This window comes from Algoriphagus sp., assembly GCF_046296635.1.
Classification (GTDB): Bacteria; Bacteroidota; Bacteroidia; order Cytophagales; family Cyclobacteriaceae; genus Algoriphagus.
In genome coordinates, this window is sequence record NZ_JBKBKZ010000010.1 from 87,588 (window position 1) to 103,349 (window position 15,762).

The following is a 15,762-nucleotide window of genomic DNA, read 5'->3' on the forward strand; positions in this document are numbered from 1 at the left end:
TCCTCAATTCATGATCTAAAAAACTAAACCTAAATCACCTATCATCGTGTTTGTTTAATTATAATCTCATTGATGAATAAGCTTATCCCCCTTTTATTTTCACTACTCTTTTTTGCTTCCTGCACCAAATCCAAAATATATACTTCGCGTAGTTGTACTATTTGCCTCAATCCAGAAGATGGAATTTTGTTGCTTCCTTTGGCTTGGGAACCAAGTTTTCGAAAACTCAGTGTCGCACAGAAAAACCAGCTTGAACGGCAGATTCTGGCTGACTTAAGAGCTAAGGGTTATGAGCGAATTGAGCTGTACGACCAACTCGATTACGAATTGCTCAAAGCTGGAATTCAGGATTTAAACGATCCATTCCAACGAGCTAAAATCCAATTTGAACTGGGTTATTCCTACCTTTTAGGCCTTTCATTAGGGCCCACTCGGGAAGGGGAGGGTTGGTCCTACCAAACCGAACAAGAAGCTTTTGCACTTGATCCGGTTCCTGACATGGAAGTGAGTGCAATACTCAGGATTGCTCTTATTGAAGTTTCTTCAGGAGAAATCGTCTCAGACAATACTGTAGTTTCCAAAAATTCCGGCTTCAGCAAACCCGATAAAGACGGAGGCTTGGATTATTGGAATTTCGCAACCCTATCAAGAGTAATTCAAAAAGGTGTCAGAAAGGGTGTTGACTTTCTTTCAAAGCAGTGTGCTTGTTAAGAAAACCGAAATTTAAGAATCCAGACAAGGGCACCTCAAAATCAAATTTGGATCAGGGCAATTTTCAGCATAAAATCTAAGGTCTTTCTCAGCTGCTACTCCCGGATAGTCTCCCCAATTTTCTCCCAAATCCCACATCAATTGAAAATGCAAGTGTGGAGGCCAATCTCCGTTTTCAGGAAATGGACCAACATGGCAAAGTAATTCTCCTGCTTTGAATTCTTTTCCAACTTCCAAGCGGACTAAGTCATTTTGAAAAAGGTGTCCATAAAGAGAGTAAAGCTTTTTCCCTTCAAGTTCATGCTCCAAAATGATCGTCGGGCCATAGTTTCCAAAACCTACATTGTCCTGAAAACTGTGGATTTTCCCATTCAGCGGCGCAAAAATCTGCGATCCAGCCTCCGTCCAAATATCTATGCCAAGATGGATGTTTCTGAAATCTGAATCTGTTGTGGCAAAGACCTCACTTCTTCGATAAATGGCCCTTTTTTCCAGATATCCTCCAATCCCTAATTTTTTGTTTTCGTCGTTTAACTGATCGAAAACGTATCGATTAAATACTTCAGTAGTTGAAATGTCGACAGATTTCAATTCATCGTTGTTTTCCGTAAAATCGAGCTTCAGCGTGTTTTCTGTGGTTAGTTCTTCTCCCATGATTGGGAAGAAGTCAAAGTCGGTCCAATTCATTAATTCAAAAGTATGAAATCAACTTTCAGTCTTTGCATGTAATATCTAAAATTCAAAAAGCCAAATTCAGAAATCTGAAAATTTAAGGATTCATAGAATTCTGAACTACCCCATTAATTATGCTTGCCCGCTTACTTTAAAGGCCCATTTTAACTTTCCAGGAACCGTCTTTCAGCTTTCTGCCTTTATACTTCTGCTTTAATCCTTTCTCCTTTGGATAATTTTTCTAAATTTGCGCCAATTTGGACGTAAGTATTTTCTCTCTCTCTATCCCACCTTGTAATGCCAAAAGATAGTAGCATCAAACACATTCTCATCATCGGTTCAGGTCCCATTGTCATCGGTCAAGCTTGCGAATTTGACTATGCAGGCTCTCAGGCCGCTCGTTCTCTTCGTGAAGAAGGCATCATCGTGACGCTGATTAATTCCAATCCAGCGACGATCATGACTGACCCAGTCACTGCAGACAATGTTTACCTGCTTCCTCTGGATAAGAAATCCATCAAAAAAATTCTGACAGATCACCCGGATATCGACGCAGTATTGCCGACGATGGGTGGCCAGACTGCTCTGAATCTTGCCATTGATTGCGATAAAGCAGGAATATGGGAAAAGTTTGGAGTAAAGATGATCGGTGTCGATATCGATGCGATCGATACTGCCGAAAATCGTGAAAAATTCAAAGCGCTGATGGAAAAAATTGGCGTCAGTGTATGTAAAGGAAGTACTGCCACTTCTTTTCTCCAAGGAAAAGAAATAGCGCAAGAAATAGGTTTTCCTCTAATTATCCGAGCATCCTACACCCTTGGAGGTGCGGGTGGAGCTTTTGTGGAGAAGGAAGAAGACTTCGAAAAGTACCTCGTTGCAGGCCTTCAGGCTTCTCCAGTTCACGAAGTGCTGATCGAGCAAAGTATCATGGGCTGGAAGGAATATGAGCTTGAGGTGATGCGGGATAATATTGGGAACATGATCGTGATCTGTTCTATCGAAAATTTTGATCCTTGCGGAGTGCATACAGGAGATTCAATTACCGTTGCACCAGCATTGACACTTCCTGATACGGTCTTTCAGAAAATGAGAAATCATGCGATCACGATGATGAATAGCATCGGGACTTTTGCCGGAGGATGTAATGTGCAGTTTGCGATAAGTCCGGATAATCAGATAATCATCGGTGTTGAGATCAACCCACGCGTTTCAAGATCATCTGCTTTGGCCTCCAAAGCTACTGGATATCCAATAGCCAAAGTAGCAGCCAAATTGGCCATTGGCTACAATTTGGACGAGTTGTCAAATTCGATAACCGGAACTACCACTGCATTTTTTGAACCCACGATTGATTATGTAATCGTAAAAATTCCTCGTTGGAACTTTGACAAATTCAAAGGTTCTGATAAGAGATTAGGGCTTTCCATGAAGTCTGTGGGTGAAGTGATGGGAATCGGTCGGAACTTCCAGGAAGCTTTGCAAAAAGCTTGTCAATCGCTCGAAATCAAACGAAATGGTTTAGGAGCAGACGGGAAAGAGCTGAAAGATCAGGATCAGATTCTTTACTCTCTTGCCAATCCAAGCTGGAACAGATTGTTCCATATTTATGACGCTTTCAAACTTGGTATTTCCTTCAGAACAATCCACGATTTGACAAAAATCGATAAGTGGTTCTTGAGACAAATTGAAGAACTAGTTCATCTGGAAGCAGAGATTTCCAAACATAAAATCGATACAATTCCAGTTGAATTGATGGATTTGGCGAAGAAAAAAGGTTACGCTGATCGTCAGATCGCTCATTTACTGGATTGTCTGGAAAGTGAGGTTTTCAACAAGCGATACACCGATATGGGAATCAAGCGGGTGTACAAACTCGTCGATACCTGTGCAGCTGAATTTGAAGCAAAGACCCCTTATTACTATTCTACTTTCGGAGAAGAAAATGAATCTGTAAGATCAGAGAAGAAAAAAGTGGTCGTTTTGGGATCAGGTCCAAATCGAGTGGGCCAAGGAATTGAATTTGACTACTCCTGTGTCCATGGTGTTTTGGCTGCGAAAGAGTGCGGCTACGAGACCATCATGATCAACTGTAATCCGGAAACAGTATCTACTGACTTTGACATTGCAGACAAGCTTTACTTCGAACCGGTATTCTGGGAGCATATCTACGAAATTATCCTTCAGGAAAACCCTATTGGAGTCATCGTTCAGCTAGGCGGTCAGACGGCATTGAAATTAGCTGAAAAGCTCGATAAATATGGAATCAAAATCATCGGAACCAGCTTTGAAGCATTGGATTTAGCTGAAGATCGTGGTCGATTCTCCACGCTTTTAAAGGATCTAGGCATCCCATATCCTGAGTTTGGCACAATTCACAATACAGACGAAGCACTTGAGTTGTGTAAGAGAATTGGCTTTCCGCTGTTGGTTCGACCAAGCTATGTGCTTGGTGGTCAAGGAATGAAGATCGTGATCAACGAGAAGGAACTTGAGCAGCACGTCGTGAATGTCTTGAGAGATATACCAAATAATGAGATTCTGCTTGATCATTTCCTGGAAAATGCAATTGAAGCAGAAGCTGATGCGATTTGTGATGGAGAAAATGTCTACATCATCGGAATCATGCAGCATATCGAGCCTGCGGGAATTCACTCCGGAGATTCATATGCCGTATTACCTCCATACAATTTGGGCGACTTGGTGATGAGACAAATCGAGGTTCATACCAAGAAAATAGCCTTGGCTTTGAAAACAGTAGGCTTGATCAACATTCAGTTTGCGATCAAAAATGACAAGGTGTATATCATTGAAGCAAATCCAAGAGCTTCACGTACGGTGCCATTTATCTGCAAAGCTTATCAAGAACCTTATGTAAATTATGCCGTAAAGGTGATGCTAGGAGAAAATAAGGTGACTGACTTTGAATTCAAACCTGTGAAAAAAGGTTATGCCATCAAAGAACCTGTGTTTTCTTTCCATAAATTCCCAAATGTAAACAAGGAACTTGGACCTGAAATGAAATCAACCGGAGAGGCGATCTACTTCATAGACGACTTGATGGATGATTATTTCCTTAAAATCTATGCTGAGAGAAATCTCTATTTGAGTAGGTAATCCAAACCTAAAAACTTTAAAAGCTTTGATAAAATTTCTCATCATAATCCTTGGAGTGGGTTGGCTTTTGGGCCAACTCATCCGCTATTTTCTTCGAACCAAACTGGCCAAGTTTGCAAGGCAAGTGAATGAGGCTGATATGGAGCAACAACGCGCTCAGCAGCAGGCTTCAAGGCCCAAAAATTCGGTGAATGTGGATTTTATCCCCAGGGAAGAAATCGAAAAACGGAAAAAAGATATCGAAGGCGGTGAATACGTCGATTACGAAGAAGTGAAGGAATAATCCTTCACTTTTTTGCTGAAAGTCTTCGCAAAACAGACCTGTCAAGTTTTCAAAACCTGACAGGTCTTTTCCTTTCATGGCGTTAAGTTTATTTTCACCAAATGAGAAGAACTGTTTTTGACCAAAAACATCCTCAAACTGATTTTCAAAAGTCAGGTGAGGGTAGATTTGATTATGCATAGTTTTTTTAACAATTATCATTGATAAACTCTCCTTCCTTCTAGTATCTTCGCCAAAAAATAAGTTGATTACCAATGCGAATATTTTTATTAACAATCTCCCTTAGTTTTCTTTCGCTATGCCTTTTTGCTCAAAAAATCTCAATCAGTGGTACAGTAAAAGATGGTGATACAGGTGAAACCCTAATTGGAGTTAATATTTTTGATAAGAAAAACCAAAAAGGAGCGATTACAAATAATTATGGGTTTTTCAGTTATTCCTCATTTGAAAAAGAAGTAGAGTTGGTTTTCAGCTATGTGGGCTATGAGCCTGAATTGCTGTCGCTGAAACTGCAAAAAGACACACTCATAACTGTAGAGTTGAAGCCTTCTGGATTACTGAAGGAGGTAGTCATCGAAGGTGAACGATCGGACCCCATTCAGGAGAGTACCCAGATGGGATCGATCAATGTGCCACTTCGTGAAATCAAAAACCTGCCCGCGCTGATGGGTGAGGTAGATATTTTCAAAGTAATCCAACTTCTTCCAGGTGTGCAGTCTGGATCTGAGGGTACATCAGGCTTGTATGTAAGAGGAGGAAGCCCGGATCAAAATTTGATTTTGCTGGATGGTGTTCCAGTCTATAATGCCTCACATTTATTCGGTTTCTTCTCGGTTTTCAATGACGGTGCTATCAATAATGTCGAACTGATCAAAGGCGGGTTTCCTGCCAGATATGGAGGAAGACTCTCTTCGGTGATTGACATTTCCATGAAAGAAGGAAATATGAAGGAATTCAAAGGAGAGGGAAGTATTGGGTTGATCGCTTCGAAAATTACGCTTGAAGGCCCTATCAAAAAGGATAAAACTTCTTTCTTGTTTTCTGGGAGGAGAACCTACTTGGATATGATAGCAAGGCCGATAATCCGAAAATCCACCGGGGGAAATGAGGATGTCGGCTATTTTTTCTATGACCTTAATGCCAAAGTGAATCACATTTTTGACAAGAAAAATCGCCTTTATCTCAGTTATTATGGAGGGCAGGATGTCGCTTATTCGAAGTACAAGAACACTTGGAATAGAACTGATGGAGTAAATGTCAGCGAGGAAGAGGCCGGCTTGGGTTGGGGAAATAACATTGCAGCCGTGCGCTGGAACCACATCTTCAATCAGCGTTTATTTGCTAATTTCACGAGTACTTTCACCCAATACAAATTCAGGATTTTCTCTGATTACGAGAGTAGTTTCACTCCTACTCAAGGTGCTGAACGACAACAGGAATTCTATTCCTCAGATTATTTCTCAGGGATTCGTGATGTTGCTGTAAAAGCAGACTTTGACTTTATCCCAAATCCAGACCACTATATTCGCTGGGGTGGAATGTGGATCAATCATCGATTCACTCCGGGAGTATTTGCTTCCAAAGAGAATCAAAGGCCTGAAGTCAGAGAAGGAGGAACTCCATCAGATAGCCAAGAAATGTCCCTTTACTTGGAAGATGATTTCTCAGTTGGAGATCGCTTCAAATTCAATGTTGGTGCACATTTTTCGGGGTTTTTGGCAGATGTGAAAACTTATACTTCCCTACAGCCACGCTTTACCGCTCGATATTTATTGGATCCCAATTCTTCGATTAAGGTCTCCTATGTGCAGATGGCCCAGTTTATTCATTTGCTGACTAATGCAGGACTTGGTTTGCCAACTGATCTTTGGGTGCCTTCTACCGATCGAATTGGTCCACAGGAAAGTTGGCAAGTCGCTGCGGGTTATTTCAGGAAGTTGGGCTATGGACTTGAGTTAAGTGTGGAGGGTTACTACAAGGACATGCAGGGCGTCATCGAATATCAGGACGGTGCTTCCTTTCTGAATACCACTTCTGATTGGCAGGATAAGGTGTCTTCAGGAGAAGGAAGAAGTTATGGGTTGGAAGTGCTTTTGCAAAAGAAAATAGGAAAAACCACTGGCTGGATTGGTTATACTTTGTCCAAAACAGAACGAAGATTTGATGACATCAATTTTGGGGACTGGTTTCCGTTTCGATACGACCGAAGACATGACATCAGTGTCACGGCGGTTCATCAGTTGTCAGATCGGATTGATCTATCCGGCACCTGGGTTTTTGGGACCGGTAATTTTATTACTGTGCCTACTCAGCGCTACCAACATGCTACAAGTGTAGTAGTTGATGGTTTTACGCGCTTTGGCGGCCTGTACGTAGATTACTTTGAGTCAAGGAATAATTTCCAGATGAGAAGCTACCACAGAATGGATCTGGGAATCAATTTTCATAAAGAAAAGAAATGGGGAAAGCGCACTTGGAATGTTTCTATTTATAATGTCTACAGCAGGTTGAATCCATTCTATATGGATATCAGCTACAATTATGACCTACAGAGGAATCAATTGAGGCAATTTAGCCTGTTCCCGATTGTACCTTCAGCTTCTTACCGATTTACATTTTGATAATGACGAATAGAATTAAAAGCAGCATACCACTAGTACTCCTACTCTCGATCATTTTGAGTTGTGAGCAGTTTTTAGAGGTAGAACTACCCGGACAGGAACCTCGATTGGTGATGAATGCATTGATCGAATCGAATGATACAGTCAAGGTGTTTTTGACTAAAAGCCGAAGTATTCTTGAAGGAAGAGAATACGATGGTTTTGACTATGTGAAGAATGGAAAAGTATTCCTTAAAAACGAAGCCGGGGCTATTTTTCCATTTGGTTTTATAGACAAAAGCAATCCAATTGAATCTTTCGCTTATTACTATTTGGCAGGCTATGACTTTAAGCCCAACGAGCAGTATGAAATATTGGCGGAAAGCGACGGGTTTAAAGAGATAAGTGGTCAGGTTCAATTTCCTGCTCGCGTAGCGATCAAAGAAATATCTTATCGGAACCTAGGTCCGGATGAGTCTTTTTCAAGCCAGGATTTGCTGGAATTTACTGTGAAATTTGATGACCTTCCTGGAAAGAATTATTATGAGTTAAAAGGACGGTATTTTGGGCCTAGTACCACCCAAGCCAATAGTTTTTATTCAGGAGACCTCTATCCAAGACCAGTTAATCCTGCTTATGAGCGAAATTCCTGGACTTACAGTGGGTTGTTATTCGATGATGTTTTGCTTTCGGGTAATGATTCGGAGATAGTTTTTAGATCTACTTTCCCTAGAGATTATGACTTAGAGGTGACAATTAACCTTTCGCATGTTTCAGAGTCATATTACCGATATGAAGAGACTGTTGGACTTCAGAACTACAATCGGGGAGATTTTCTGTCACAGCCTGTTTTGGTCTATACCAATATTCAAAATGGAATGGGGATTTTGAAGGCACGGAATACCGATACAAAAATCTTGAAAATCCTCTTGGAGGATTGATCAACTTCACTTTTTTAATTTTTTCAAAAAGTAGTCTGGTGATCGAGTCACAATTTTTCCGTCGATTGTAGTCACGATTTTTTGACCCAACTTTTTCTTCATTTTAAGAAAATCAGTTGAGGAATCGAGAATTGCTGACTTCAACTTTGTTTTAAAAATTTCTTTTTCTTCAGTGGTCATTCAGCCATTGATTTAATGATTCTTGAAGTTCATAAAAAAATCCGAACTGTACTATTTTACTCTCCTACACCAAAAAACCTTAAACCCACTTCCGGTTTCAGTTCCTATCAGAAAGTCCTCACCTCCGTCTTTTAAGCTCAATTTCTTCTTCAATTCTTCTGCTCCTGTGACATAGTTGCGACAGATTACATTGACTTTACCTGAAGGGAAAAGGGTTTTGATTTCATGCTTTTTAGGAGAAATCTCTTGGATGACTTCAAATACACGTGCTGGAATTTCATCCGGAATTGAATCTCCAGTGTAGAGGTGACTATTTTTCTCAAGCTTTCGAAGTCCAAACCGCTTTCCAAAAAGGCTGAAGGCTCCAGCTTTCAAGATTCCACTCAAGGGCTCCACCAAATATTTTTCTGCTTCTCCAAACCTGGATATCGCGTTTTCTTCCGCTTTCGGCTCAAATTCAAACGCTGGGAGATTACTTTCCAGATCCGTAACCTCTATCTTTCTCTCCGAACCATCTTGGCCTTTTTCCCAAAAAAGTAAAACCTCTTTGACTTCATTTTTCACCGACACCACAGTGATTTTTTGGATGTCCGGCAACTCGCTCCAAGCCTGAGACAAATCCAACATGGGGGAAACCTTTAGCAGAATTTGGTCGGCTTTCTGTTTCAAAAGAGCCCAAGCCCTCACCACATCGGGTTCGCATTCCTGCAGTTTGAAAAGTTTTTGATTTCCCATTCCTCTTCTAGCCGGATCGGCATAAATCAGGTCAAAATGCAATTTGGTTTTTTGAAGAAATTCCAGTCCATCTCCTTCAAAAAATTCAAATTTACTGCTCACACCCTCCAAGGGTTCCAACTCCTCGAGGTTGTGTTTTGAAATCTGGAAAAGCGCTGCTTGTCTTTCGCAATAAATTGCCTTTTCAAATCCCTGACTCAGGTAAAAGCTATCCACACCAAAGCCACCTGTCAAGTCGATCATCAGTGATCCAAAACGGTTTTTAGCTTTGTGCTTGGCCGTTACTTCAGAAGAACTTTGCTCCAGTGAAATGGAAGCAGGAAAAATCACAGCAGGATTTGCGGTCCATTCAGGAAGTTTTTTAGCAGCTTTTTGTCTTGCTGAAATTTGTTGAACTGCAGCATTGAGTTCAAAATTGACTTTTCCTTGATACTTAAAAAGCAAAAGTGCAGGATCTTCGCTTAGATGATCCTGCACAAATTGTCTGAATACAGCGCTATTTAATTCGCTGAGATCCATTATACGAGTCCTTTTTCCAACAAATACTCAGCAATCTGAACAGCATTGGTAGCAGCTCCTTTTCTCAGGTTGTCTGCTACAATCCACATGTTTAGTGTGTTTGCTTGAGACCCATCTCTTCTTAATCGACCTACAAATACCTCATCTTTCTTATGTGCAGTGATGGGCATTGGATAGATGAAGTTGGCAGGATCATCTTGGACAATCACACCTGGAGCAGACTCGAGTAAGCTTCTAACCTCAGCAAGATCAAAATCCTCTTTGAACTCTACATTCACTGCTTCGGAGTGTCCTCCCATTGTTGGGACTCTAACCGTAGTTGCAGTTACTTTAATAGTATCATCAGAAAAAATCTTTTTGGTCTCATTGATCATCTTCATTTCTTCCTTGGTGTAGCCATTTGGTTGGAACACGTCGATGTGAGGAAGTACGTTCATGTCGATCTTGTGAGGATACACCATTTCAGGGGTTCTTCCTTCACGCTCGGCCATCATTTGATCTACCGCTGCTTTACCAGTACCTGTGACAGACTGATAGGTAGATACCACAATTCGCTTGATACCATAGCGCTGACGCAATGGCTCCAATGCAATCACCATTTGAATGGTGGAGCAATTTGGATTGGCGATGATTTTATCGTTTTGGGTGATTTCTTTTGCGTTGATCTCAGGCACAATCAATTTCTTGCTTGGATCCATTCTCCAAGCAGAAGAATTGTCTATGACGAAAGAGCCTACCTCTGCAAACTTTGGTGCCCATTCCAAGGATGTACTTCCGCCTGCAGAGAAGATGGCGATTTCTGGTTTGGCTGCCACTGCATCAGCCAGACCGATTACAGTGTGTTTTTTACCCTTATATTCAATCTGTTTTCCTACAGACCGCTCTGAGGCGACTAGTAGAAGTTCGGTATAAGGAAAGTTGTGCTCTGCGAGCACTTCGAGAATTTCGGTGCCAACCAGCCCGGTTGCACCTACTACAGCCAATTTCATGTGTATGTAAAATAGGTTTAGATAGATTTAAGTCTGCAAAAGTAAGGACTACCCGTTCATTTTCAGGATTGTGGTGAAATATTTTCCACTGATTTTATATATTTAGGTAGGGCTTTTTATCCATTTTTTTATGAAAAAGCACTTTTTAAGAAAGTTAGTGTTCATTTCCCTCTTTTTTCTTGAATTGGGAACATTGGATGTCTTTGCTCAAAAGCAAGATTTCGAAGCGAATTTCGATGCTTTGTCTTTCCCAGAAGAGTTTCTCCCAGGGTGGTACGGTAATGAGGTAAGAACTACTCCTGCAAGGATTTTCCAGATTTCCGGTCAGGGCAGAAATGGAAGTAAAGCACTCGCAGTTCAACCGATCAGTACATTTGACGGCAAGATTTGGGTAAGGCTTATTCCTTCAGGCTTTAAGAACCCTGAGTTAGTTTTTTTTGCGAAAACTATCCAAAATGGCAGTGGAAATCGTCCAGCTTTGGTTTTTTATTCTTTGGGTGAAAGTTTGGAAGGAGATTTTTCTCAACCAATTCAAATTGGTACCGATCAGGAATTTGCAAATGAGAATCGAGACTTCAGAAGATATTCAATAGACCTACCTCCAGAATACAAGACTTCTGAGGAGGTGTTTTTGAGTTTGGAAATCCGGTATGGAGCAGGATCAGGAAGTGCGGCACGATGGATTATGGATGATTTCGAGTTTGGAGATCTTGAAATGGATGAGACCCCTCCGACAATCAATACTGTGAAGGGATATGACTTTAATTCGGTTCAAATTCAATTTTCGGAAAAAGTGGATCCGGTGTTTTCAATTCTCACTTTGGCATATGTAATTGAGAGTGAAAACCCTATTTCGGCTCAATTGAGAAGTGATTCAATAGCAATAATCACTTTTGGTCAAAAACTGGAATCAGGAAAATCTTATCCCCTAACCATTAGACAGATTCCGGATTTGGAAGGGAATTTTCTTCAGGACACGACCGTCAACTTCACTTTCTTTGATCCTACCGCTATTCCTGAAAAATCTCTGGTCATCAATGAAATTATGCCAGCTCCTCGAGCAGATCAGGATTTACCCAATGTAGAATACATAGAGATTTTCCATGCTGGGGAAAATGAATTTAGACTAGAAGGATTAAAATTGGCCAATTCAAGAACGGAGACGAATTTAGGTGAATTTTGGGTCAGTCCTGGTGACCACTTGATTTTGGCACCAGAAAATCAAGCCCTTCAATTTTCCAACTTTGGGAGTGTTTTGCCTGTGAAAAGTTGGCCGACTTTGCTGAATTCAGGAGATCAGATTTCTTTAAAATCAGCAAATGGTGATCAGATTGATCGGATTTCTTATGCAACTTCTTCTTGGGGCGGTAGTGAATTTGCAAATGGCGGATATAGTCTGGAAGTTCCAAATCCCTTTTTTCTTTGTGATAATTCCTTTTTGCTGCGTCGATCTGTTGATAGATCCAGAGGCACACCCGGAGCCCAAAACTCTATTTTCAATCAATCCATTGAATTACCCACTCCAAAAATTGAGACTGCATTTTTCAGGGATTCGCTCACAGTTTTCGTGAAATTTTCTAGTCCGATACTACCTAATCTAAAGATCGAAAATCTGGAATTTGCTCCATTTCTTGATATTAAAAATTTGAGCTACCCACTAGCTACAGATTTGCTTATCTTTTTAAATACTACTGCAGAAAGGAACCTGATCTACAATTTGACTTTGAAGGGCCTGAGTGATTGTTTTGGGCAGGATTTGGAAGAGATATCCAAGGAAATAGTTTATCCTATTTTCCCCAAGCAAGGGGATTTGATAATCAATGAAGTACTGGCAGACCCAAGAACTGGTGATCCAAAGTTCGTGGAGTTAAAGAACACAAGTCAAAGCTATTTGAATTTGGAGGGTTGGGCCTTGGCAAATCTCAACTCTTCTGGAATACCGGATCAGATAAGAGTGTTTGGTAATCAGGGTTTGATTTTGCCACCTGAATCGTATTTGGCAATTACGACAAATGTGAATGCTCTGAAATTTACTTACCCCAAATCCTCGGAAGGGAATTTTCTTCAGATTCCCACCTTGCCTAGCTATCCAATAGGTGGGGGAAATGTGGTTTTGCTTTTCCCAAATGAAGAAATAGCGGAAATTTTTAAGTATAACCCTGATTTTCATCATCCATTATTAAGAGATTCTAAAGGTGTTTCCTTAGAACGGATTTCAGCAAAAACACCAGCATCTGTAAAATCAAATTGGCAATCTGCCTCTGGCAATGAAGATTATGCGACTCCTGGAAGGAAGAATTCTCAAGCACTTGATTTCGAATTTGAGTCAAATATTATCCAGATTGATCCGGAAATTTTTGATCCTGAGGGAAGTGTCGGTGCTGCTTTTACCAGTATACGATATCAATTGGATAGGACTGGCTGGATAGGAAGTTTCAAAATTTACTCTGCTGCGGGTCAATTGATCCAGACTTTAGCTCAAAATCAGATCTTGGGTACTGAAGGTCTCCTTACTTGGACAGGAACAGACTCCACTGGAAAATTGGTCAGGGCAGGATATTATATTTTGGTGGTTGAGCTTTATGAACCAACTGGAGCGGTTAAACTCATTAAAAAGACAATGGTTGTAGCGACCCGACTTTAAAATTCTTTTTCGAGTGTATAAAATCCAGAAAATTTAGTATTTTCATTAATCTTAACCTTCCCAAGACAATATGAACCGTGACCTAATTACAATTGCCCTACAAGAGTTTGTTCTTCGAGACGGTAAAGACTTGAAAGAAGTACAACAGTATTTGAGAATGAAGCATGGTCTTGATGCAGATCAGTTGGTATTAAAGAGGCGCTTAGAAAAAATGCGCCAAACCGAAAAAGCTGTCGCCTGACAGCTTTTTTTTATCTCGGATTTTTATAATTTATATCATGTTTTTTCTTAATTGTGAAATATCCTTTCAAAATTGAACCCTTGTAATAATCTGATAATGAATGGGTAGTAAATCACAAATTTTTTAATTGATCAGTTTAAGAATTCCTTATATCAATACATCCTTTTATAATTTTTGCAATTCTCAAAGACCAACGTATTTTAGGGAACCAATCCAATTAGAATCCGTCCCAATATTATCACCTAAAGCATTTTTGATCATGAGCCAGGAAGGAAAAACAGCATATTCCCAGGAAGAACTGAAAGAATTTGAAGTAATTATTCATCAGAAACTTTCAAGTGCGAAGGAAGAATTAACCTCCTTGAAAGAAAGTTTGAGTAAAAAGAATGATAGCGGAACAGATTATACCGCTTCGACTTCCAAACTTCTGGAGGATGGTGCAGATACACTCGAAAGAGAAAACTTAAGTCAGCTTGCAGCCAGACAGCAAAAATTTGTAATCAATCTTGAAAATGCACTGATTCGTATCAAAAACGGAACCTATGGAATCTGTGTGGATACCGGGAAATTGATTTCGAAAGAAAGATTGAAAGCAGTACCGCATACCATGCACTCTATTGAAGCCAAACTCGCCAAAAAGTAAAAGTGGATTTTCTCAATCGTCATATTGAGGCCTTGATATTTTGCGCTCCTGAACCGCTTTCGATTGAAGAAATCTCAAAGTGCCTGACTGAAATGTTTGCATCTGAGGTACCTTATGATCATATCGAATCTGCAATTTATGAATTAAGGAAAAAGTATAACGGCGATGATTATTCTTTTGCCCTTGAGCATTTAGGTGGGGGCTATCAGTTTTTGACCAAACCGGCCTATCAATCAAGTATAAGTATTCTTTTGCGTCAACAATCTCAAAAGCGATTGTCAACCGCACAGCTTGAAACACTTTCGATCATTGCCTATAAGCAACCCATTACCAAAGGAGAAATTGAACAAATCAGAGGAGTAAACAGTGATTATTCTGTTCAAAAGCTTCTGGAAAAAGAGCTCGTGGAGATCAAGGGTAAATCTGAGGGAGTGGGGAAACCTTTGATTTATGGTACCTCTGAGAAATTCATGGAGTACTTTGGGATCAATTCGATTCAGGAGTTACCTCAACCCAAAGATTTTTCTCAGCCTGAAAATCAAATCGGCGAGGAGCGAGAATAATATTTTAGACGGGTTTTACTTTAGCCAACCTTGAAACAAGGAATTTTCTTCCTGATTCAATCTCTTCACACAAAACCCGAGTTCTTCGTGTTTCACCTTTTTTAAATTTCCTTCCAGAAAGCAAAAACTCCTTGCCAGGCAAAAGATCAGACAGAAAGACCTGATCGGAAATAAATTTGCTTGGCAAGTCATATTTGCTCATTTCCTTAATCAGGAATAAATCTCGGGATGAACTCGCAGCGGGATTTTGCATGTGATGTCTAAGCGGAATCAAAATGTCTTTTGGGAAAACAGAATCATTCAGGATTGGCCACATTAAGTTTTGAAACTCTTTCTTCCACTCAATTCCATGCGGAGAATGTGCATTTCCATGTTTTTCAAAAGTGCGCAAATGCGCGACTTCATGAACATAAGTCAATAAAAATTGAAACCGATTGAGATCTGAGTTGATTGTAATAGTTTGGATTTTCCGGTCTTTTCGATATCGGAAATCCCCGAGTTTCGAAGATCTTGGTTTTTGGACTCTAAATGAAAAAGGAGTGTTTTGCCATAAGTCTAAGCAGTAAGAAATTGCAGAAACAGGAAGGTGCATTTCAAAAATATTTTTTAGCTGATCTATTGGCTTCATCGCCCTAAAATAAAAAAAGAGTCCCGATTTCGGGACTCTTTAGATTTCTTTTGAAGATAGAATTAATTCTGAACTTCAATTACTTCTTCAACTTCAGTAGAAGTAGAGTCAGCTGACATTTCAGCCTCCTCAACAACTTCCTCAGTAGTTTCTTCTACTGTTTCAGTTACTTCAACTGTTACTTCTTCAGTTGACTTGTTACCGCAAGAAGCAGTAGCGATCAAGCCAGCGATTGCGAAAATTGCAAATACCTTTTTCATTTTTTGTGGTTTTCTTAATTACGGTGCAAATGTACT

Annotated in this window: 14 protein-coding genes; 9 read left to right on the forward strand and 5 right to left on the reverse strand. The window is 40.2% G+C overall.

From position 1 onward, the window contains the following. Window positions 1-72: 72 nt before the first annotated feature. Entirely contained in the window at window positions 73-711 is a 639-nt protein-coding gene (locus ACK4HU_RS09525) for a hypothetical protein (RefSeq protein WP_409806039.1), read from the forward strand. 12 nt (window positions 712-723) lie between these two features. On the opposite strand, the gene ACK4HU_RS09530 is transcribed toward ACK4HU_RS09525, so the two are convergent. After that, window positions 724-1,398, reverse strand: coding sequence for a peptidoglycan DD-metalloendopeptidase family protein (locus tag ACK4HU_RS09530; protein WP_409806042.1), 675 nt, complete (start codon window positions 1,396-1,398; stop codon window positions 724-726). Between the two features lie 282 nt (window positions 1,399-1,680). Between ACK4HU_RS09530 and carB the strand changes: the two genes are divergently transcribed. From carB to ACK4HU_RS09550, 4 genes are all read left to right on the forward strand, one after another. Continuing rightward, window positions 1,681-4,500: a carbamoyl-phosphate synthase large subunit gene (carB, locus tag ACK4HU_RS09535; RefSeq protein ID WP_409806045.1), complete on the forward strand. Its 2,820-nt coding sequence runs from the start codon at window positions 1,681-1,683 to the stop codon at window positions 4,498-4,500. Window positions 4,501-4,525: 25 nt separating this feature from the next. Continuing rightward, on the forward strand, window positions 4,526-4,783 hold the full coding sequence (locus ACK4HU_RS09540; protein WP_409806048.1) for a DUF4834 family protein: 258 nt from the start codon (window positions 4,526-4,528) through the stop codon (window positions 4,781-4,783). A 254-nt stretch (window positions 4,784-5,037) separates the two neighbouring features. Next, window positions 5,038-7,404: a TonB-dependent receptor gene (locus tag ACK4HU_RS09545; RefSeq protein WP_409806051.1), complete on the forward strand. Its 2,367-nt coding sequence runs from the start codon at window positions 5,038-5,040 to the stop codon at window positions 7,402-7,404. A gap of 2 nt (window positions 7,405-7,406) precedes the next feature. Beyond that, window positions 7,407-8,324, forward strand: coding sequence for a DUF4249 domain-containing protein (locus ACK4HU_RS09550; RefSeq protein WP_409806054.1), 918 nt, complete (start codon window positions 7,407-7,409; stop codon window positions 8,322-8,324). 231 nt (window positions 8,325-8,555) lie between these two features. Here ACK4HU_RS09550 and ACK4HU_RS09555 read toward each other — a convergent pair whose 3' ends face one another. Further along, window positions 8,556-9,758, reverse strand: a complete 1,203-nt coding sequence (locus ACK4HU_RS09555) for a class I SAM-dependent methyltransferase (RefSeq protein WP_409806056.1) — start codon at window positions 9,756-9,758, stop codon at window positions 8,556-8,558. After that, window positions 9,758-10,747 (reverse strand): aspartate-semialdehyde dehydrogenase, encoded by a 990-nt coding sequence (locus ACK4HU_RS09560; RefSeq protein ID WP_409806059.1) that lies wholly within the window; start codon window positions 10,745-10,747, stop codon window positions 9,758-9,760. The genes ACK4HU_RS09555 and ACK4HU_RS09560 overlap by 1 nt, the downstream gene beginning before the upstream one ends. 130 nt (window positions 10,748-10,877) lie before the next feature. On the opposite strand from ACK4HU_RS09560, the gene ACK4HU_RS09565 reads away from it, so the two are divergent. The 4 genes from ACK4HU_RS09565 to scpB all read left to right on the forward strand — a co-directional run bounded on the left by ACK4HU_RS09565 (window position 10,878) and on the right by scpB (window position 14,838). Beyond that, window positions 10,878-13,391, forward strand: a complete 2,514-nt coding sequence (locus tag ACK4HU_RS09565; RefSeq protein ID WP_409806062.1) for a lamin tail domain-containing protein — start codon at window positions 10,878-10,880, stop codon at window positions 13,389-13,391. Between the two features lie 70 nt (window positions 13,392-13,461). Beyond that, a complete protein-coding gene (locus ACK4HU_RS09570; RefSeq protein ID WP_409806065.1) occupies window positions 13,462-13,632 on the forward strand; it encodes a hypothetical protein in 171 nt (56 codons plus the stop codon). A 259-nt stretch (window positions 13,633-13,891) separates the two neighbouring features. Beyond that, window positions 13,892-14,275 (forward strand): TraR/DksA family transcriptional regulator, encoded by a 384-nt coding sequence (locus ACK4HU_RS09575; protein WP_409806067.1) that lies wholly within the window; start codon window positions 13,892-13,894, stop codon window positions 14,273-14,275. A 2-nt stretch (window positions 14,276-14,277) separates the two neighbouring features. After that, window positions 14,278-14,838, forward strand: coding sequence for an SMC-Scp complex subunit ScpB (gene scpB, locus ACK4HU_RS09580; RefSeq protein WP_409806070.1), 561 nt, complete (start codon window positions 14,278-14,280; stop codon window positions 14,836-14,838). A gap of 4 nt (window positions 14,839-14,842) precedes the next feature. On the opposite strand, the gene ACK4HU_RS09585 is transcribed toward scpB, so the two are convergent. Next, window positions 14,843-15,466: a transcription elongation protein SprT gene (locus ACK4HU_RS09585; protein WP_409806073.1), complete on the reverse strand. Its 624-nt coding sequence runs from the start codon at window positions 15,464-15,466 to the stop codon at window positions 14,843-14,845. Window positions 15,467-15,528: 62 nt separating this feature from the next. Continuing rightward, window positions 15,529-15,726, reverse strand: coding sequence for a hypothetical protein (locus ACK4HU_RS09590; RefSeq protein ID WP_409806075.1), 198 nt, complete (start codon window positions 15,724-15,726; stop codon window positions 15,529-15,531). Window positions 15,727-15,762 lie beyond the last annotated feature (36 nt).

Bases quoted from the DNA above. Each gene is read 5' to 3' on its own strand.
- carB (WP_409806045.1), top strand. From the start codon at position 1,681: ATGCCAAAAGATAGTAGCATCAAACACATTCTCATCATCGGTTCAGGT.
- ACK4HU_RS09570 (WP_409806065.1), top strand. From the start codon at position 13,462: ATGAACCGTGACCTAATTACAATTGCCCTACAAGAGTTTGTTCTTCGA.
- ACK4HU_RS09565 (WP_409806062.1), top strand. From the start codon at position 10,878: ATGAAAAAGCACTTTTTAAGAAAGTTAGTGTTCATTTCCCTCTTTTTT.
- ACK4HU_RS09575 (WP_409806067.1), top strand. From the start codon at position 13,892: ATGAGCCAGGAAGGAAAAACAGCATATTCCCAGGAAGAACTGAAAGAA.
- ACK4HU_RS09545 (WP_409806051.1), top strand. From the start codon at position 5,038: ATGCGAATATTTTTATTAACAATCTCCCTTAGTTTTCTTTCGCTATGC.
- ACK4HU_RS09525 (WP_409806039.1), top strand. From the start codon at position 73: ATGAATAAGCTTATCCCCCTTTTATTTTCACTACTCTTTTTTGCTTCC.
- ACK4HU_RS09560 (WP_409806059.1), bottom strand. From the start codon at position 10,747: ATGAAATTGGCTGTAGTAGGTGCAACCGGGCTGGTTGGCACCGAAATT.
- ACK4HU_RS09585 (WP_409806073.1), bottom strand. From the start codon at position 15,466: ATGAAGCCAATAGATCAGCTAAAAAATATTTTTGAAATGCACCTTCCT.
- ACK4HU_RS09555 (WP_409806056.1), bottom strand. From the start codon at position 9,758: ATGGATCTCAGCGAATTAAATAGCGCTGTATTCAGACAATTTGTGCAG.
- ACK4HU_RS09590 (WP_409806075.1), bottom strand. From the start codon at position 15,726: ATGAAAAAGGTATTTGCAATTTTCGCAATCGCTGGCTTGATCGCTACT.
- ACK4HU_RS09530 (WP_409806042.1), bottom strand. From the start codon at position 1,398: ATGAATTGGACCGACTTTGACTTCTTCCCAATCATGGGAGAAGAACTA.
- ACK4HU_RS09550 (WP_409806054.1), top strand. From the start codon at position 7,407: ATGACGAATAGAATTAAAAGCAGCATACCACTAGTACTCCTACTCTCG.